The sequence below is a fragment of the Nonomuraea sp. 3N208 genome, assembly GCF_052245935.1.
In the GTDB taxonomy this organism is placed as follows: Bacteria; Actinomycetota; Actinomycetes; order Streptosporangiales; family Streptosporangiaceae; genus Nonomuraea.
The window spans coordinates 242,795-258,095 of record NZ_JBQQBR010000008.1 but is presented as its reverse complement, the minus strand read 5'-3'; the positions used below and the strand labels follow the sequence as shown (position 1 = coordinate 258,095).

The window sequence follows — 15,301 nt, the reverse complement described above, 5'->3', positions numbered from 1 at the left end:
CAAGCACCCGACACAAGGAATGGTTCCATGCCTCGTCTCACCGACGCCGTAGTTTGGATCCTGGTCCTAGTGATCATGGGAACCGTCGCTGCCGGAGTATGTCACCTGACCTCGCCCGTGGTCTCGCCCGGCGCACCGCGAGATTTCTTCGACTCACCGTTCCTGCTCCTGGCTTTCCTCGGCCTAGCCGTTCTCTCCGGGACGGCTGCATGGTTCGTCCCGCAAGGCGGGCTCTGGTGGGGCCTGCTAGCAGCGAGTCCCTTCTACGTCCTCTTTCTTATCGGTGTCGTCCGGGAGGGCGGAGGCGGCCAGGGGCTTTGGCCGGTGGGCCTGCTGTTCCTGATCTTCTATACCGCGATTCCAGTGATCGCGGCGCTGGCAGTGTCATTCGCCGCGACACGGGTTCGTTCCTAGAAGAGCCGTGACGCTCGGCGAAACAGTCATCTAGCGCACATGGCGACAAGCGAAACGTCAGCAGCAGGATGTTCTGTGACCCTCTGATCGGCGAGGCCTACGGCAGTAACGAACTGTGGCGGAAGTTGGAGAATGACGATGAATGAGCGCAATGATCTGACTGAGATCTTCGACGTCCCTGGAGAGATGGAAGCCATCCGCGCTGAAGCCGCGCTGCTGCGGGCAGGACTGCGCTTGGGCGAGATCCGCAAGCGCCTGGGCTTGACTCAGCGGAAGGTCGCCGAGCGTATGGGTGTCACCCAGGCCCGTGTGTCCGCCATCGAAAGCGCGATGGCCATCGACCTGAAGGTGGATACCCTCCGCAGCTATGCCAGGGCATCGGACGACCAAGCGACCGTCACCCTGACCGTCTTCGGAGAAAGCGTCAACTTGGTCGCGTGACCTAACGTCGCATAAGAAGCTGATGTCGCCGTAATGGCAGGTCAGTTGATCAGGTCGAACGGCAGCCGTGGCTCGATCTTCGCGAGCCTCGTAGCACCGGCCCGGCTCGTCAGCACGGGGGCCGATCGGTTGAGAGCCAAATCCGCAGTCTGCGCATCCTCGACCGTGAGACCCAGCACGTTCATGAGGAAACCGGATCGGATCGCGCGTTCAGCGCTGCCGCCTCGGTCGACAAGGTGGTCGACGACGACGGAAGGGTTCGACAGTAGTGCCTCGACGCGGGCATTGAGCCGTGCGAAGTACAGCTCTGGATAGCCGCTGGTGGCCGTCGTAAGCACAGTGGAGGGCAGGATGAGGGTCACCATCTCGCGAGCCGCGGCCGAAAGCATGATGCGCAGGTCCTTGTCACCGCCGAGGTAGCCGACCACGGCCGGGGTGTGCAGGACGCGACCGCGAATCATGCGGCATCGTGCTTGTTGTCGTCGAGGACCTCGGCTGTGGAGCGACGCAGCCGAGCGGCCCAGTAGTCCTCACGATCCGGATCGTCGGGAAGCGGCTCACCGAAGGCTTCCGCGTCGCGGGCAAGCCAGGCTTCTCGTTGACGAGCGCCCGCGATCAGCGCGGCCACGCCCGCCGAAAAAGAAGCGACATCGCCTGACTGCACCTTCTGATCGAGCCATGCGGCGTCCTCGTCTGGCAGGCTGATCGCCCTCTTCTCGGTCATACCATCACGGTACCCCAGTAATACCTGGTTGATCTACGCAACCCAAAGAAAGGCGGGACGGTCCTGATCACCTGGACAGCAGGTCGTGCTGGGCGGCGAGGAAGCCGGCGTGGAAGCGGGTTCTGGCGCCCAGTCGCTCGCTCAGTACCTGGACGCGGCGTTGCACCGTACGCGGGCTCAGGCCCAGTTGCCTGGCGATGGCATCATCCTTCATGCCGGCTGCCAGCAGGGCCAGCACCTCGGCGTCCGGGGCCTCTCGCTCCTGTTCCAGGCCCTCCGTCGACAGGCGCAGCGGCACGGCGGCTCGCCACAGCGTCTCGAACAGGCCGACCAGGGCGTCGAGCAGCGCTGACGGGTGGACCACGAGGGCGCTCTCGACGGCTTGGTCCTCATCGGAGACCAGCGGCAGGATGGCGGTGCGGGCGTCGGCGACGGCCAGTTTGACCGGCACCTGGCCAAGCCTGGCCTGCTCGCCGTCGGCGATGGCGCGGCGCGTGTGGGCCAGCATGCCGGGGTGTTCGAAGGCCTGAGGGCTGTAGATGCCGCGGGTGACGGGAGCTCCCCTGCGGGCCGCTCGTTGCCGATTCTCCCGGTCGTCGCTGATGTCCACCGCGTACGGCGGATGCACCAGCACCAGCATCTCCCGCGTGGCGTTGCGTTCCAGTTGGAGGTAGCGGCGCGCCACGGCGTCGCGGCCGGTCACCACCTCCAGCACCTCCTCCGGCTGCGGCCCGCTGCGAGCGGCGACTTCCGTGGCCAGAAGCGCGGCGGCGGCGCGGCTGTGGGTCAGCTCCTCCTGGCGGCGGGCGACGAGGATGTCGATGGCGATGGTGGGTGGAGTGGCGATGAGGCGGAGGGGGCGGCCGGCCACGCGGGAGATCAGGCCGAGATCCTCCAGCCGGGGCAACATGCGGCGAATGGCGGCGGCGGACGAGCCGGTCTCGGCGGCCAGCTCGCTCAGCGTCGCGGGACCGTGTCTGAGCAAAGCCCGGTACGCCGTTTCCTCAGCGACCGTGACCCCAAGTCCTTCGAGTAAGCGCCGCTGCGCCATGCCGCCTCTTCCCGACGTGTCATGATCCCTAATTAGCGTACGACAAGGCGTGGTCCTACTACCTGTGGGACTAGAGCCCCGCCGCCGCCTTCGCCGCCCGCTTCGAAGCGGTGAGCGCGCTGTCCGCCCGTCTGCGCGAGGTCCCGTTCGCGCCAAGGTGGGAGGCTAGGGGCTCTTGAGGCGTTATAAGACCATTTACGGGCACTTGCTATACCTTGACTTTACGAAAGGCGAAGTCTGGGGGTAGGGGTGCGGGTTCGGACGTTCCTGGCCGGTCTGGCCACGATGGCGGTATTGACCGGCTGCGGCGGCTTAGACGCGCAGTCCACGCGCCCCGACACCCCGGACAAGCCCGACTCGGCCTCGGTCTCGGACGCCCGCAAGAAGCTCGCCAAGCTGGCCGTCAAAGGGCGGGCACCCAAGACCGGCTTCGACCGCGACGAGTTCGGCCCGGCGTGGACCGACGTGGACCGCAACGGCTGCGATACCCGTAACGACATCCTGAAGCGCGACCTGGAGGACGAGACCTTCAAGCGCGGCACCCACGACTGCATCGTCCTGACCGGCACGCTGAACGATCCCTACAGCGGCAAGACGATCGAGTTCAAACGCGGCCAGGACACGAGCATGGACGTCCAGATCGACCACGTGATCCCACTGTCGGACGCCTGGCAGAAGGGCGCCCAGCAGTGGTCGGCCACCGAGCGCAAGGAGTTCGCCAACGACCCCCTGAACCTCCTGGCCGTGGACGGTCCGCTGAACAGCCAGAAGAGCGACTCGGACGCGGCGACCTGGCTCCCGCCGCGCAAGTCCTACCGCTGCACGTACATCGCCCGCCAGATCGACGTGAAGGCGAAGTACGACGTCTGGGTCACGTCGGCGGAGAAGAACGCGATGGAGTCGATTCTCGAGAACTGCTGATCCCCTCGTTACTGACAGCAGCGACTGGTCGGCCACCGGCAGGAAGATGACCAAGAAGCAATTCAACGAATGGCTGGACTGGAACAAGGACAACTGATGGCGACGCTGGAGCGCGGCGAGGGCGACACCTACCGCTGGGAGCTGTCGGACAGAGAGCTGACGCTGCTCTTCAACAGCCTGATCGATTCGCTGTCGCGGAACTCTCCCAAGGAGATAGAGCTCTTCTTCGGCTGGCAAGCCGACGACATCATGACCTTCCTCCATGAGATCAACCGGCAGGTGGCGGCCTTGCGGGACGGCGGCGACTGATCCGCTCCAGGCCGGAGAGTCACAGGCGGCGGGCCGTGGGAACGCGATCCGCCGCCGACCGGGCCTGGCTGCCGATTCCACCTGCGACGCTGGGACATGCAGTGGAGACGGACAGGGCAATCGCTGCAACCGGGCCGATCGGCTCTGGCATCACGACGGGTCCGATTGAGTGAGTCGCTCGGCGAGGAGCCAGGTGCCGGGTCCCACGCGACCTCCCGGCCCAGGGTGGACCTTGACGTCGTCGGCGGTGACCTGCTCCCCGCAGTGCGGGCAGACGATCAGCGGGGTGAAGAGGTTTCCGCAGGGCCGGTGTTCGAGGAGGGCCGGTGGGCCGTCCGTCAGCCCGGCCCACCGGTTACCCCATGCCATCAGGGCCATCAGCACAGGCACGAGATCCCGGCCGGCTTCGGTGAGGCCGTACTCGTGGCGCGGGGGGCGCTCCTGGTAGGGGCGCCGTTCGAGGATCTGCTGGTCGACCAGGTAATCGAGCCGGGCGGTCAGCAGATTGCGGGAGATCCCGAGATCGGTGACCAGGTCGTCGAAGCGGCTGACGCCCAGATAGACGTCACGAATGATGAGGGGCGTCCACCAGTCCCCCACGATCTCCACGCTGCGGGCGATGGCGCAGCTCATGTCGGCGAAGCTGGTTCGGCGCATGTCGTTCAGCCTAGAGGGTTGCCTTATTGAATGCACCCGGGATAGCTTCCGCTTGGAAGTAAGTTCAATAAAGCAACCCTCAAGGGAGGACGACATGCCGTTCGTCGAAGTGTTCGCTCCCCGCGGTTCGCTCCGCGAGGACCAGCGCGCCCGCTTGTCCGAGGAGCTCGTCGCGGAGGTCATGCAGGTGGAGGGCGCCCCCGACACCGCGGCCGCGAGGTCCATATCCTGGCTGATCTTCCAGGACGTGGACGCCTGGTCTGTCGGCGGGCGCCCGGTGGCGGCGGACGAGCCGGCCAGATACGTGGTCCGGGTGAGCGTTCCGGCGGGGTCCTTGGACGATGACAAGCGCGCCGAGATGGTACGGCGGGTCACGGCCGTGCTGGCCAAGGCCGACGACGATCCCGACCGGTTCTCCACCGAGCCGTCCGCATGGGTGCACATCGTCGAGATCCCCGACGGCAACTGGGGAGCGTTCGGCCGCGTCGTCCGGCTCCCCGACATCATCAACTTCGTCTTCGAGCAGCCCGCCTGACTGCTGCGGTCCCGCCGGCCGGCCGGAGGTCGCGGGTGACTCTGCCGTCACGGCCGGCCATGACGTGACGGAAACGTCGCCTCAGTGCGCCGAGCAGGCACCCGTCGGCGCGGCAGGCAGCGGGTCGGGACGGCCGATCGTGGGCATGCCCAGCAGGACCCCGGGCCCGGTCGCCGGGCCGGCCTGGCGGGCCTCCCAGGCGTCGCCCGCCCGAGTGCGCCGGACCGACGGCACGGCCCCGTCCGCCACCAGGTGGTGCGGCGCCGCGTACGTCACCTCGACCGTCACCATGTCACCAGGCCGCGGCACCTCGGACCCCACCGAGAAATGCACGAGCCGGTTGTCCGCCGCCCGGCCCGACAACCGCCGGGTGGCGTCGTCCTTGCGTCCTTCGCCCTCGGCCACCAGCACCTCCAGCGTCCGGCCGACCTGCGTCTTGTTCTCCTCCCAGGAGATCTCCTCCTGCAGGGCGACCAGCCGCTCGTAGCGCTCCTGGACGACCTCCTTGGGCACCTGGTCGGGCATGGTGGCCGCCGGGGTGCCGGGGCGGATGGAGTATTGGAAGGTGAAGGCGTTGGCGAAGCGGCTCTGGCGGACGACGTCGAGCGTGCCCTGGAAGTCCTCCTCGGTCTCCCCCGGGAAGCCGACGATGATGTCCGTCGAAATGGCGGCGTCCGGCATGGCGGCGCGCACGCGCTCGATGATGCCGAGATAGCGCTCGGCGCGGTACGACCGCCGCATGGCCTTCAAAATGCGCGAAGAGCCCGACTGCAGCGGCATGTGCAGCTGGTGCATCACGTTGGGTGTCTCGGCCATGGCGGCGATCACGTCGTCGGTGAAGGCGGCCGGGTGCGGGGAGGTGAAGCGGACCCGCTCCAGGCCGTCGATGTCGCCGCACGCACGCAGCAACTTGCCGAAGGCCAAGCGGTCGCCGAACTCCACGCCGTAGGTGTTGACGTTCTGGCCGAGCAGGGTGACCTCGAGGACGCCCTGGTCCACCAAGGCCTGGACCTCGGCAAGGATGTCGCCGGGACGGCGGTCCTTCTCCTTGCCGCGCAGCGACGGCACGATGCAGAACGTGCACGTGTTGTTGCAGCCGACCGAGATGGACACCCAGGCCGCATAGGGAGACTCGCGCTTGGTGGGTAGCGTCGAGGGGAAGACCTCCAGGGACTCCTTCAGCTCGACCTGCGCCTCGCCCTCGATGCGGGCCCGCTCCAGCAGCACCGGCAGCGAGCCGATGTTGTGGGTGCCGAACACCACATCCACCCACGGCGCCTTGCGGACGATCTCGCCCTGGTCCTTCTGCGCTAGGCAGCCGCCCACGGCGATCTGCATGCGTGGGTTACGGGTCTTGGCCGGCCTGAGGTGGCCGAGGTTGCCGTAGAGGCGGTTGTCGGCGTTTTCCCGCACGGCACACGTGTTGAACACGACCACGTCGGCGGTCTCGCCGTCCGGCGCGGGCACGTAGCCGGCGTCCTCCAGCAGGCCCGACAGCCGCTCGGAGTCATGCACGTTCATCTGGCACCCGTATGTGCGCACTTGGTACGTGCGGGCGCCCTCCTGGGTCACAGTCATGGCATGTTCAAGGGTAATCGGTGTCGGGCTTGCAACGGCCCTCACCGATCTAAAAGACCAGCTTGACGGCCGGATGTGATCGGATCGGTACCACTCGGTTAGTGACCAGCGTCTTAATGCCCTCTACCGTTTCGTTCCATGACGGAGAACGGCGACGGCACTCCACTGGTGCAGTTGGAGAACGTCAACAAGCACTTCGGGGCCTTGCACGTCCTGAAGAACATCAACTTGACCGTCTCTCGTGGCGAGGTCCTGGTCGTCATCGGCCCATCGGGCGGGGGGAAGTCAACGCTCTGCCGCGCGATCAACCGGTTGGAGACGATCGACGACGGGAAGATCATATTTGACGGTCAGGTGCTGCCCGCCGAGGGCAAGGCGCTGGCCAGGCTACGCTCTGAAGTAGGCATGGTTTTCCAGTCGTTCAACTTGTTCGCCCACAAGACCATCCGGGAGAACGTCACCCTCGGCCCGACCAAGGTGCGCGGCGTCTCCAAGGACGCCGCCAGCAAGCGGGCGATGGAGCTTCTGGAGCGGGTGGGCATCGCGGCGCAGGCGGATAAATACCCGGCTCAGCTCTCCGGCGGCCAGCAGCAGAGGGTCGCGATCGCCAGAGCGCTGGCCATGGACCCGAAGATGATCCTGTTCGACGAGCCGACCTCGGCACTGGACCCCGAGATGGTGCAGGAGGTGCTCGATGTCATGATCGGGCTGGCCCGTGACGGGATGACCATGATGGTCGTCACGCACGAGATGGGCTTTGCCCGCCGGGCCGCCAACCGGGTGGTTTTCATGGCAGACGGCCAGATCGTGGAGGAGAACACTCCCGACGAGTTCTTCACGAACGCGCAGACCGACCGGGCGCGCGACTTTCTTTCGAAGATCCTCACGCACTGATTTATTACGAGGGCAGGTACACATGCACATGCGTCGAGCGGGAGCCATAGCGCTCTCGGTAGCGGCACTGGCCGCGGGCCTGACCGCTTGTGGCGGCGGGGGCCAGTCCTACGCCACTGTGGTGGAAAAGGTCCAGGGGGCGAGCAAGATCGTCGTCGGCACCAAATGGGACCAGCCGAGCTTGGGCCTGAAGAAGGGCGCCGAGCCCGAGGGTTTCGACGTCGACGTGGCCAAGGCCGTCGTCAAGGAGATGGCCGGCGGCAAGGACGTGGAGATCGAGTGGAAGGAGTCGGCCTCGTCCAACCGCGAGCCGTTCCTCCAGAACGGCACGGTCGACATCGTCTTCGCCACCTACTCCATCACCGAGGAGCGCAAGGCCAAGGTCACCTTCGGTGGCCCGTACGTCATCGCGCACCAGGACGTCATGGTCCGCAAGGACGACGCCTCGATCGCCTCCCCGCAGGACCTCAAGGGCAAGAAGATCTGCAAGGCCGCGGGCTCCAACTCCTACAAGCGGATCACCGACCCGCCGCCGGACGGCGAGCTCGACATCGACGCGACGACCGTCGACGCCGCCAACTACTCCGAGTGCGTGCAGAAGCTCAACGGCAGCAACCTCGACGCGGTCACCACCGACGACCTGATCCTGGCGGGCTTCGCCAAGCAGGCCGGTGGCAACTTCAAGGTGCTGGGCCAGGGCTTCACGGACGAGAAGTACGGCATCGGCCTCAAGAAGGGCGACACCAAGACCTGCGAGGCCGTCAACACCGCGGTGAAGAAGCTGTGGGACAACGGCACCATGAAGCAGCTGCTGGACAAGTGGTTCGGCGGCATTCAGGGTCTGCAGGTGTCCACGTCGGCCCCGCCGGCCGAGGGTTGCAGCTGATCACGCCAGAGGCGGCGGCCGGAAACCCGGTCGCCGCCGCTCTATGTGGTGGAGCACGATGGACGAACTAATCAAGTACGCCCCCAACCTCTCACTGGGTTTCCTGGAGAACGTCAAGCTCTCGCTCGTGGGCGCGGTGGCCTCCCTGATCCTCGGCACGATCCTGGTGGCGATGCGGGTCTCTCCGACGCCGGTGCTGCGCGCGGCCGGCACGGTCTACGTCAACGTGGTGCGCAACACCCCGCTGACCCTGGTGCTGGCCTTCTCGGCGCTGGGCCTGAGCGATCAGCTCGGCCTGGTCTTCTCCGAGACGCCGCTGACCAACTCCTTCTGGCTCGTCGCGATGGGACTGTCTGCCTACACCGCCGCGTTCGTGTGCGAGGCGCTGCGCGCCGGCATCAACACGGTGCCGCTCGGGCAGGCAGAGGCGGCCAGGGCGATCGGGCTGACGTTCATGCAGTCGCTGACGATGATCATCCTGCCGCAGGCGTTCCGCGCGGTCATCGCGCCGCTGGGCAGCGTGATGATCGCCATGATCAAGAACACCACGGTGGCCACCGCCGGCGGATTCCTCGCCGACGCGGCGGCCGAGATGAAGGAGACGTTCGACACGACGGGCGCGTCGATCCCGATCTTCTTGGGCATCGTCGTCGCGTTCATGGCGCTGACCATGCCCGTCGGTTTCTTCACCGGCTGGTTGGCACGACGCATGGCGGTGGCCCGATGAGCACCTCCATCCTGTTCGACGCCCCCGGCCCTCGCGCGCGAGTGCGCAACGGCCTCCTCACGGCGATCGGCGTCGCCCTAGTGGCAGGTGCGCTGTACGGCATCTGGGCCGGCTTCGACGCCAAGGGCCAGTGGGAAGGCAAGATCTGGCAGCCGTTCCTGCAGTGGTCCACGTGGGAGAACTACATCGTCCCCGGGCTGATCGGCACGCTGCGGGCCGCGGCGGTGGCCTCGGTGCTGGCGCTGGCCTTCGGCGCGATCTTCGGCCTGGCCAGGCTGTCCGACCACGCCTGGATCCGGATCCCGGCCGGTGTGGTGGTCGAGGTCTTCCGGGCCATCCCGCTGCTGCTGCTGATCTTCTTCATCTTCTACCTGGCGCCCACGCTGATGGGCGGCGGCGACTACTCGTTCATGGCCGTGGTCCTGGGCCTGACCCTCTACAACGGCTCGGTGCTGGCCGAGGTCGTGAAGGCCGGCGTCAACGCGGTGCCGAAGGGGCAGTCCGAGGCCGCGTACGCGGTGGGCATGCGCAAGAACCAGGTCATGCGGCTGGTGTTGCTGCCGCAGGGCGTCACGGCGATGATGCCGGCGATCGTCAGCCAGCTCGTGGTGCTGCTGAAGGACACGGCGCTCGGCTACATCATCGCCTACGTCGACCTGCTCAACACCGGCTTCAAGATCCTGCCTGCCGTCTTCTTCGGCTCGCTGATCCCGGCGGCGATCGTCATCGGGATCATCTACGTGCTGCTCAACATGGCGCTGAGCTACCTGGCCACCTGGCTGGAGCGGCGCAGCAGGCGCAGCCGCAAGACCGCCGCGGGGCCCATCGTGCCGCCCGGCGCGGGCTCCATCGCCCTGGCGGCCGGCATGGGCGGCGCCGTGACCGGCGTGGCTCTGTCCGACACAGGGGAATGACCGGGCGGCGGGCCGAGCGCCCGCCGCCCGTGTACCCGTAAAACGCCAAGAAACGTCCACATCTCGGGTAAGACCGGTTTCCGGGCGTTTCCCAGCGCACACACTCGAAGCATGCTGGGGGCGGCGTTCGCGGGGACGGCCATGGTGATGGTGGTGACCCTGGCCGCATGCCAAGGCGGGGGCGCGTACTCGACCGTCGTGGAGAAGATCAGGGGTGCCAAGCAGGTCGTCGTCGGCACGAAGTGGGATCAGCCGAGCCTGGGGCTGAAGGCCGGCCCCGGCGACCCTCAGGGGTTCGACGTGGACGTCGCCAGGTACGTCGTCAAGGCGCTGGCCGGCGGCGAGGACGTGCAGATCACGTGGCGGGAGTCGCCTTCGTCCACCCGTGAGGCGCTGCTCCAGAACGGCACCGTGGACATGATCTTCGCCACCTACGCCATCACCGAGGCCCGCAAGCGCCACGTGACCTTCGGCGGGCCATACGTGCTCGTCGAGCAGGACACGATGGTCCGCGCCGACAACACCAGCATCAGGAAGGTGACCGATCTTCGGAATAAGCGAATCTGCCTGGCGGAGGGGTCGAACTCGTACCGGCGGATCGTGGATCCGCCGCCGGACGGCATGCTGGATCTGCCGGCGGAGCTGGTGCCCGCGAGGAACTACTCCGAGTGCGTGAGCATGCTCGCCGCCGGCCAGCTCGACGCGATCAGCACCCAGAACTTGATCCTGGCCGGCTTCGCCGAGGCCGAGCCTGGCCGGTTCAGGCTGCTGAACGACCCGTTCCTCCGGGAGAAGTGGGGCGTGGGGCTGAAGATGGGTGACACCGCCACCTGCGAGGCCGTCAATCGGGCGATCATCGAGATGTGGCGGGACGGCACGGCCCCCCGGCTGCTGCACAAGTGGTTCGGCAGGACGGGGCTCAGGCTGCCCTCGTCCCTCCCGCGGGCCGAGGGATGCCCCTGATCTCGGGGGACCGCCCGCATGCTGGGCGATCTTCCGGCAGGATGCGGGTATGCCTTTCTGGCCCTCCCCCATTTCGACCAGAGACGTGGCGGGTTCGGGCGTGCGCCCCGCCTGGCCGGCGGCCCGGGACGGCCGGGTGTGGTGGACGGAGGACCGCCCGGGCGAGGGCGGGCGCACCACACTCATGTGCCGCGCCGCCGACGGCACCTGCCGTGAGCTGCTTCCTGCGCCGTGGAGCGCGCGCACCAGGGTCCACGAGGACGGCGGCCGTCCCTACGCCGTGACCCCTGCGGGCGAGGTGGTCTTCGCCAACTACGAGGATCAGCGCCTCTACATTCTGGGTGATAACGGCGAGCCGAAACCTCTCACGCCGGAGGGCTGCCGCTACGCCGATCTGCTAGTCCACGACGGCCAGGTGTGGTGCGTACGAGAGCGGCACGCCGAGGACGGCAAGGTCACCCGGGCAGTGGTGTCGGTCCCGCTGGACGGCGGCGACGTCCGCGAATGGGCCACCGGGTGCGACTTCTACGCCTCTCCCGCCATTTCACCCGATGGGCGGCATCTGGCCTACGTCTGCTGGAACCATCCACGCAGACCATGGGACGGCACGGAGCTACGCGTCACGTCCCTGTCGGGCGGCGGCGCGTGGACGGTGCGGGGCGGCGCATCGGAGTCCGTGCTGGCGCCGACGTGGAAGAACGACTCCCGCCTCTACCTCATCTCCGACTCCTCCGGCTGGTGGAACCTCTACGAGGTCGGCCTGCACGGCGACGGCGCGCAGGCGCTCTGCCCGGCCGAAGAGGAGTTCACCCCTCCGCCGCGGCTCCTGGGCGGCCGGCCGTACGCTGTGCTCGAGGATGGGCGGCTGGCCGTCCTGCACGGGCACGCGGACCTGCGTCTGGGCGTGCTCGACCCGGCGTCGGGCGCCCTCACCGACCTCGACATGCCCTACAGCGGGTGGGACGGGACACTGGCCGCCGACGGCACGACCGTGACCGGGATCGGATACGCCCCCGCCGTTCCCCGGTCCGTCGTCAGCGTGGACACTCCCACCGGCCGGAGCCGAGCGCTGCAGCAGGACCTTGAACGGTTGCCGGACCCAGCCTTACTGCCCGTGCCGCAGGCGGTGCGGGTGCCGCGCTCCGGCGAGGACATCCACGCCTTTCTCTACCCTCCGTACGGCCCGGCCACCGAGGGCGGAGCGCCGCCCTACGTGATCTTCGTGCACGGCGGGCCGATCGCGCACGCCGACACCGCACTCGACCTGGAGAAGGCGTTCCTGACCTCGCGCGGCATCGGCGTGCTCGACGTCAACTACAGCGGCTCGACGGGCTATGGAAGGGCCTACCGCGAGCGGCTGAAGGGGCAGTGGGGACTGCTGGACGTGGCGGACACGCTCGCCGCCGCCGCATGGCTGACCGCCGAGGGCCATGCCGACCCTGCCAGGATCGCGGCACGCGGTGGGAGCGCCGGCGGCTGGACCGTGATGGCCGCCTGCTGCCGGTCCGATGTGTTCGCCGGCGGCGTGGCGTACTACGGGATCAGCATGCTGGCCCCGCTTGCCGCGCACACCCACGACTTCGCCTCACGTTACGTGGAGTGGCTGGTCGGACCGGAAGATCCGCAGGTGTACACCACTCGCGAGCCGCTCGCCCTCGTCGACGGCGTCTCCTGCCCCATGCTGTTGTTGCAGGGGCTCGACGATCCCGTGGTACCGCCCGAGCAGTCCGCGGCCTTCGCCGACGCGCTGTCAGAGCGTGGGATCGCCTGCACGTACCTCGCCTTCGACGGCGAGTCGCACGGCTTCCGCCGCACCGAGACCCGCAGCGCCGCCCTGGCCGCCGAACTGGCCTTCTACCAGCAGATCTTCACATAACGGGCTTTGCTCAACAGGCTCTTGCTCAACAGGCTCTTGCTCAACGGGCCCTTGCTCACCGGGCGAACTCCGTGGCGCGCGACTCCCGTACGACCGTGATCCGGATCTGCCCGGGGTAGGTGAGCTCCTCCTCCACCTGCTTGGCCACGTCCCTGGCGATCACTTGGGCCTGGATGTCGTCGATCGCGTCCGGCTTGACCATGACCCTGATCTCCCGCCCGGCCTGCATGGCGAACACCTTCTCCACGCCCTCGTACGACTGCGCGATCTCCTCCAGCCGCTCCAGCCGCTTGACGTACGCCTCCAAGGACTCCCGGCGGGCGCCGGGCCGGCTGCCGCTGATCGCGTCGGCGGCCTGCGTGAGCACCGCTTCGACGGTGCGTACCTCGACCTCGTTGTGGTGCGCCTCGATGGCGTGCACCACGTCTTCCTCCTCGCCGTAGCGGCGGGCGATCTCCGCGCCGATCAGCGCATGGCTGCCCTCGACCTCGTGCGTGAGTGCCTTGCCGATGTCGTGCAGCAGGGCGCAGCGCTTCATCAGCGTCTGGTTCATCTTCAACTCGGCGGCCATGATCCCGGCGATGTGCGCGGACTCGATGAGGTGTTTCAGCACGTTCTGCCCGTACGAGGTGCGGTACCTCAGCTGCCCGAGCAGCAGCGTCAGCTCCGGATGCATGTCGGTGATGCCCAGCTCCACCAGGGCGTCCTCACCTGCCCGCGCGCACAGGTCCTGCACCTCCTGGCGGCTGCGATCGTGCGCCTCCTCGATGCGCTGCGGGTGGATGCGGCCGTCGAGCACGAGCTTCTCGAGTGTGAGCCGCGCTGTCTCCCGCCTGACCGGGTCGAAACAGGACAACAACACCGCCTCGGGGGTGTCGTCGATGATGAGATTCACGCCGGTGGTCGACTCGAAGGCCCGGATGTTGCGGCCCTCGCGGCCGATGATGCGGCCCTTCATCTCGTCCCCAGGCAGGTGCAGCACGCTGACGACCGACTCCGCGGTCTGCTCCGCCGCGACCCGCTGCACGGCCAGCGTCACGATCTTGGTCGCCCGCTTCTCGCCCTCCTTGCGGGCATCACCCTCGATCTCCCTGACGATCAGCGCGGCCTCGCGCTTGGCCTGGTTCTCGATCTCCTTGACCAGCTCGGCCTTGGCCTGGTCGGTGGTCAGCCCGGCGACCCGCTCCAAGACGACCCGACGCTCCTCCTCCACCTGGAGCAGCTCCTCGCGCCGGTCAGCGAGCTCGACCTCGGTCTCGGCCAGTTTCCTGTCCCGATCGGCCTGCCGCCTGGCCTCCTCATCCAGCCGCTGCTCCCGCTCGGCCAGTCTGGCTTCCCGGCGTTCGAGGTCGGCACGCAGCTCCTTGAGCTCGGACTTGAGTATCCGACTCTCCTGCTCGACCTCGCGGCGCATCTGCGCGGCGCTCTCGGCGGCCGCCTCTGACCTGCGCAGCATCTCATCGGCGTCGGTCTCCGCCTTGTGGCGGATCTCCCGCGCCTCCTCACGTGCCTGCTCGATCTCCTCGTGCGCGGCCTGCATCTGCTCGGGGCTCGGCTTGGCCCCCGCTTTCGGCACGCTGCCGGACGTGCGGCGTATGACGACGAGAAGCGCGACGATCATCCCGAACGCGAGCACGAGCACCGCCACCATCAGCACCACGACCAGCGGCCCCATGTGCGCCCCGCCCTCCTCGCGTTCGTCAACACCTCATAACGCGGACCCAGACATGGGAGGGGGTTACAAGCGCGCCACGCAGAGCCCGTTCGGCGCCAGGATCGATGTCAAGCCAAGGCTGACCGGGCGTCGACTGCGAAAGCCGACACCTCTCCCGCCTCGATCAACCAAGCTCGTTCGTCCGTCGTTCACCGGTATGGCAATCCGCGCTGCGCGGAGTAACTCCCTCACTGTCGTCGAGGTTATGCGTCGAACTGGTCACGAGCAAGCAAACGCGTTATCAAGCGTGTCTTACAGGCCTGCAGCTCCACATTCGGTCCAATATCCCCCATTAATGCCGGTATTGCCCCTACCCGAGCCCGTCGCCCCCGTCCGACCAGGCGTTCCGGGGACCACGACGATGACGCGTGACCTGGCCGGACGCAGCCACACCCGCAGTCCCAACCCATCCAAGGAGCGGAGAAAGGTGAACGAAACGCAAACTCCGCTCTTTGCTCTGGAGGGAGAGCGCGAAGCACCCGCGGCCCGCCGACGGCCGGCCGGGCCGAGCGAGCCGCCGGCCGAGCGGACCGCCGACGGCCTAGCGGACCGCCGACGGCCTAGCGGACCGCGGCGCGGAAGGGCGAGCGGCGGGGCGGACGAGCGACCGGACGAGCGGGCGCGCGAGCGGGCGGGCGGGCGAGCGGCCGGCGGGCGGGCGAGCGAGCAGGCGGGCGAGCGGGCGGCAGGCGAGCGA

General features: G+C 67.7%; 17 protein-coding genes. 11 read left to right on the top strand and 6 right to left on the bottom strand.

Annotated elements, in window-relative coordinates; genetic code table 11:
• Positions 1-69 precede the first annotated feature (69 nt).
• Together ACTWPT_RS14805 and ACTWPT_RS14800 are read left to right on the top strand one after the other, a co-directional pair.
• Positions 70-414, top strand: a complete 345-nt coding sequence (locus tag ACTWPT_RS14805; RefSeq protein ID WP_443177920.1) for a hypothetical protein — start codon at positions 70-72, stop codon at positions 412-414.
• Between the two features lie 138 nt (positions 415-552).
• Positions 553-855, top strand: coding sequence for a helix-turn-helix domain-containing protein (locus tag ACTWPT_RS14800; protein WP_443177919.1), 303 nt, complete (start codon positions 553-555; stop codon positions 853-855).
• 41 nt (positions 856-896) lie between these two features.
• Here ACTWPT_RS14800 and ACTWPT_RS14795 read toward each other — a convergent pair whose 3' ends face one another.
• From ACTWPT_RS14795 to ACTWPT_RS14785, 3 genes are all read right to left on the bottom strand, one after another.
• Positions 897-1,283: a hypothetical protein gene (locus tag ACTWPT_RS14795; RefSeq protein ID WP_443177918.1), complete on the bottom strand. Its 387-nt coding sequence runs from the start codon at positions 1,281-1,283 to the stop codon at positions 897-899.
• A 29-nt stretch (positions 1,284-1,312) separates the two neighbouring features.
• Entirely contained in the window at positions 1,313-1,579 is a 267-nt protein-coding gene (locus tag ACTWPT_RS14790; RefSeq protein WP_327584463.1) for a ribbon-helix-helix domain-containing protein, read from the bottom strand.
• Between the two features lie 67 nt (positions 1,580-1,646).
• A complete protein-coding gene (locus ACTWPT_RS14785; protein ID WP_443177917.1) occupies positions 1,647-2,630 on the bottom strand; it encodes a helix-turn-helix domain-containing protein in 984 nt (327 codons plus the stop codon).
• Between the two features lie 249 nt (positions 2,631-2,879).
• On the opposite strand from ACTWPT_RS14785, the gene ACTWPT_RS14780 reads away from it, so the two are divergent.
• Both ACTWPT_RS14780 and ACTWPT_RS14775 read left to right on the top strand, forming a co-directional pair.
• A complete protein-coding gene (locus ACTWPT_RS14780; RefSeq protein WP_443177916.1) occupies positions 2,880-3,551 on the top strand; it encodes an HNH endonuclease family protein in 672 nt (223 codons plus the stop codon).
• A 96-nt stretch (positions 3,552-3,647) separates the two neighbouring features.
• Positions 3,648-3,860, top strand: a complete 213-nt coding sequence (locus tag ACTWPT_RS14775) for a hypothetical protein (protein ID WP_443177915.1) — start codon at positions 3,648-3,650, stop codon at positions 3,858-3,860.
• A 150-nt stretch (positions 3,861-4,010) separates the two neighbouring features.
• Here ACTWPT_RS14775 and ACTWPT_RS14770 read toward each other — a convergent pair whose 3' ends face one another.
• On the bottom strand, positions 4,011-4,517 hold the full coding sequence (locus tag ACTWPT_RS14770; protein ID WP_443177914.1) for a winged helix-turn-helix transcriptional regulator: 507 nt from the start codon (positions 4,515-4,517) through the stop codon (positions 4,011-4,013).
• Positions 4,518-4,611: 94 nt separating this feature from the next.
• On the opposite strand from ACTWPT_RS14770, the gene ACTWPT_RS14765 reads away from it, so the two are divergent.
• Entirely contained in the window at positions 4,612-5,052 is a 441-nt protein-coding gene (locus ACTWPT_RS14765) for a tautomerase family protein (protein ID WP_443177913.1), read from the top strand.
• 81 nt (positions 5,053-5,133) lie between these two features.
• Here the strand turns inward: ACTWPT_RS14765 and miaB are convergent, their stop codons facing one another.
• Complete coding sequence (gene miaB / locus ACTWPT_RS14760) at positions 5,134-6,630, bottom strand: tRNA (N6-isopentenyl adenosine(37)-C2)-methylthiotransferase MiaB (RefSeq protein WP_443177912.1); 1,497 nt, start codon at positions 6,628-6,630, stop codon at positions 5,134-5,136.
• Between the two features lie 138 nt (positions 6,631-6,768).
• Between miaB and ACTWPT_RS14755 the strand changes: the two genes are divergently transcribed.
• The 6 genes from ACTWPT_RS14755 (at position 6,769) to ACTWPT_RS14730 (ending at position 12,890) form a co-directional block, all read left to right on the top strand.
• Positions 6,769-7,524, top strand: coding sequence for an amino acid ABC transporter ATP-binding protein (locus ACTWPT_RS14755; RefSeq protein WP_443177911.1), 756 nt, complete (start codon positions 6,769-6,771; stop codon positions 7,522-7,524).
• Between the two features lie 22 nt (positions 7,525-7,546).
• Positions 7,547-8,410 carry a glutamate ABC transporter substrate-binding protein gene (locus ACTWPT_RS14750; RefSeq protein ID WP_443177910.1) on the top strand — a complete coding sequence of 288 codons (864 nt, stop codon included), beginning with the start codon at positions 7,547-7,549 and terminating at the stop codon, positions 8,408-8,410.
• A 58-nt stretch (positions 8,411-8,468) separates the two neighbouring features.
• Positions 8,469-9,137, top strand: a complete 669-nt coding sequence (locus ACTWPT_RS14745) for an amino acid ABC transporter permease (RefSeq protein WP_443177909.1) — start codon at positions 8,469-8,471, stop codon at positions 9,135-9,137.
• Positions 9,134-10,051 carry an amino acid ABC transporter permease gene (locus ACTWPT_RS14740; protein ID WP_443177908.1) on the top strand — a complete coding sequence of 306 codons (918 nt, stop codon included), beginning with the start codon at positions 9,134-9,136 and terminating at the stop codon, positions 10,049-10,051. Before ACTWPT_RS14745 ends, ACTWPT_RS14740 begins: the two co-directional genes overlap by 4 nt.
• A 111-nt stretch (positions 10,052-10,162) precedes the next feature.
• Positions 10,163-11,014, top strand: coding sequence for a glutamate ABC transporter substrate-binding protein (locus ACTWPT_RS14735; protein WP_443177907.1), 852 nt, complete (start codon positions 10,163-10,165; stop codon positions 11,012-11,014).
• A 49-nt stretch (positions 11,015-11,063) separates the two neighbouring features.
• Entirely contained in the window at positions 11,064-12,890 is a 1,827-nt protein-coding gene (locus tag ACTWPT_RS14730; protein WP_443177906.1) for a S9 family peptidase, read from the top strand.
• Between the two features lie 55 nt (positions 12,891-12,945).
• Here the strand turns inward: ACTWPT_RS14730 and rny are convergent, their stop codons facing one another.
• A complete protein-coding gene (gene rny, locus ACTWPT_RS14725; RefSeq protein WP_443177905.1) occupies positions 12,946-14,565 on the bottom strand; it encodes a ribonuclease Y in 1,620 nt (539 codons plus the stop codon).
• Positions 14,566-15,301 lie beyond the last annotated feature (736 nt).

Bases quoted from the DNA above. Each gene is read 5' to 3' on its own strand.
- ACTWPT_RS14800 (WP_443177919.1), top strand. From the start codon at position 553: ATGAATGAGCGCAATGATCTGACTGAGATCTTCGACGTCCCTGGAGAG.
- ACTWPT_RS14790 (WP_327584463.1), bottom strand. From the start codon at position 1,579: ATGACCGAGAAGAGGGCGATCAGCCTGCCAGACGAGGACGCCGCATGG.
- ACTWPT_RS14785 (WP_443177917.1), bottom strand. From the start codon at position 2,630: ATGGCGCAGCGGCGCTTACTCGAAGGACTTGGGGTCACGGTCGCTGAG.
- ACTWPT_RS14775 (WP_443177915.1), top strand. From the start codon at position 3,648: ATGGCGACGCTGGAGCGCGGCGAGGGCGACACCTACCGCTGGGAGCTG.
- ACTWPT_RS14770 (WP_443177914.1), bottom strand. From the start codon at position 4,517: ATGCGCCGAACCAGCTTCGCCGACATGAGCTGCGCCATCGCCCGCAGC.
- ACTWPT_RS14765 (WP_443177913.1), top strand. From the start codon at position 4,612: ATGCCGTTCGTCGAAGTGTTCGCTCCCCGCGGTTCGCTCCGCGAGGAC.
- miaB (WP_443177912.1), bottom strand. From the start codon at position 6,630: ATGACTGTGACCCAGGAGGGCGCCCGCACGTACCAAGTGCGCACATAC.
- ACTWPT_RS14755 (WP_443177911.1), top strand. From the start codon at position 6,769: ATGACGGAGAACGGCGACGGCACTCCACTGGTGCAGTTGGAGAACGTC.
- ACTWPT_RS14750 (WP_443177910.1), top strand. From the start codon at position 7,547: ATGCACATGCGTCGAGCGGGAGCCATAGCGCTCTCGGTAGCGGCACTG.
- ACTWPT_RS14745 (WP_443177909.1), top strand. From the start codon at position 8,469: ATGGACGAACTAATCAAGTACGCCCCCAACCTCTCACTGGGTTTCCTG.
- ACTWPT_RS14740 (WP_443177908.1), top strand. From the start codon at position 9,134: ATGAGCACCTCCATCCTGTTCGACGCCCCCGGCCCTCGCGCGCGAGTG.
- ACTWPT_RS14735 (WP_443177907.1), top strand. From the start codon at position 10,163: ATGCTGGGGGCGGCGTTCGCGGGGACGGCCATGGTGATGGTGGTGACC.
- ACTWPT_RS14730 (WP_443177906.1), top strand. From the start codon at position 11,064: ATGCCTTTCTGGCCCTCCCCCATTTCGACCAGAGACGTGGCGGGTTCG.
- rny (WP_443177905.1), bottom strand. From the start codon at position 14,565: ATGGGGCCGCTGGTCGTGGTGCTGATGGTGGCGGTGCTCGTGCTCGCG.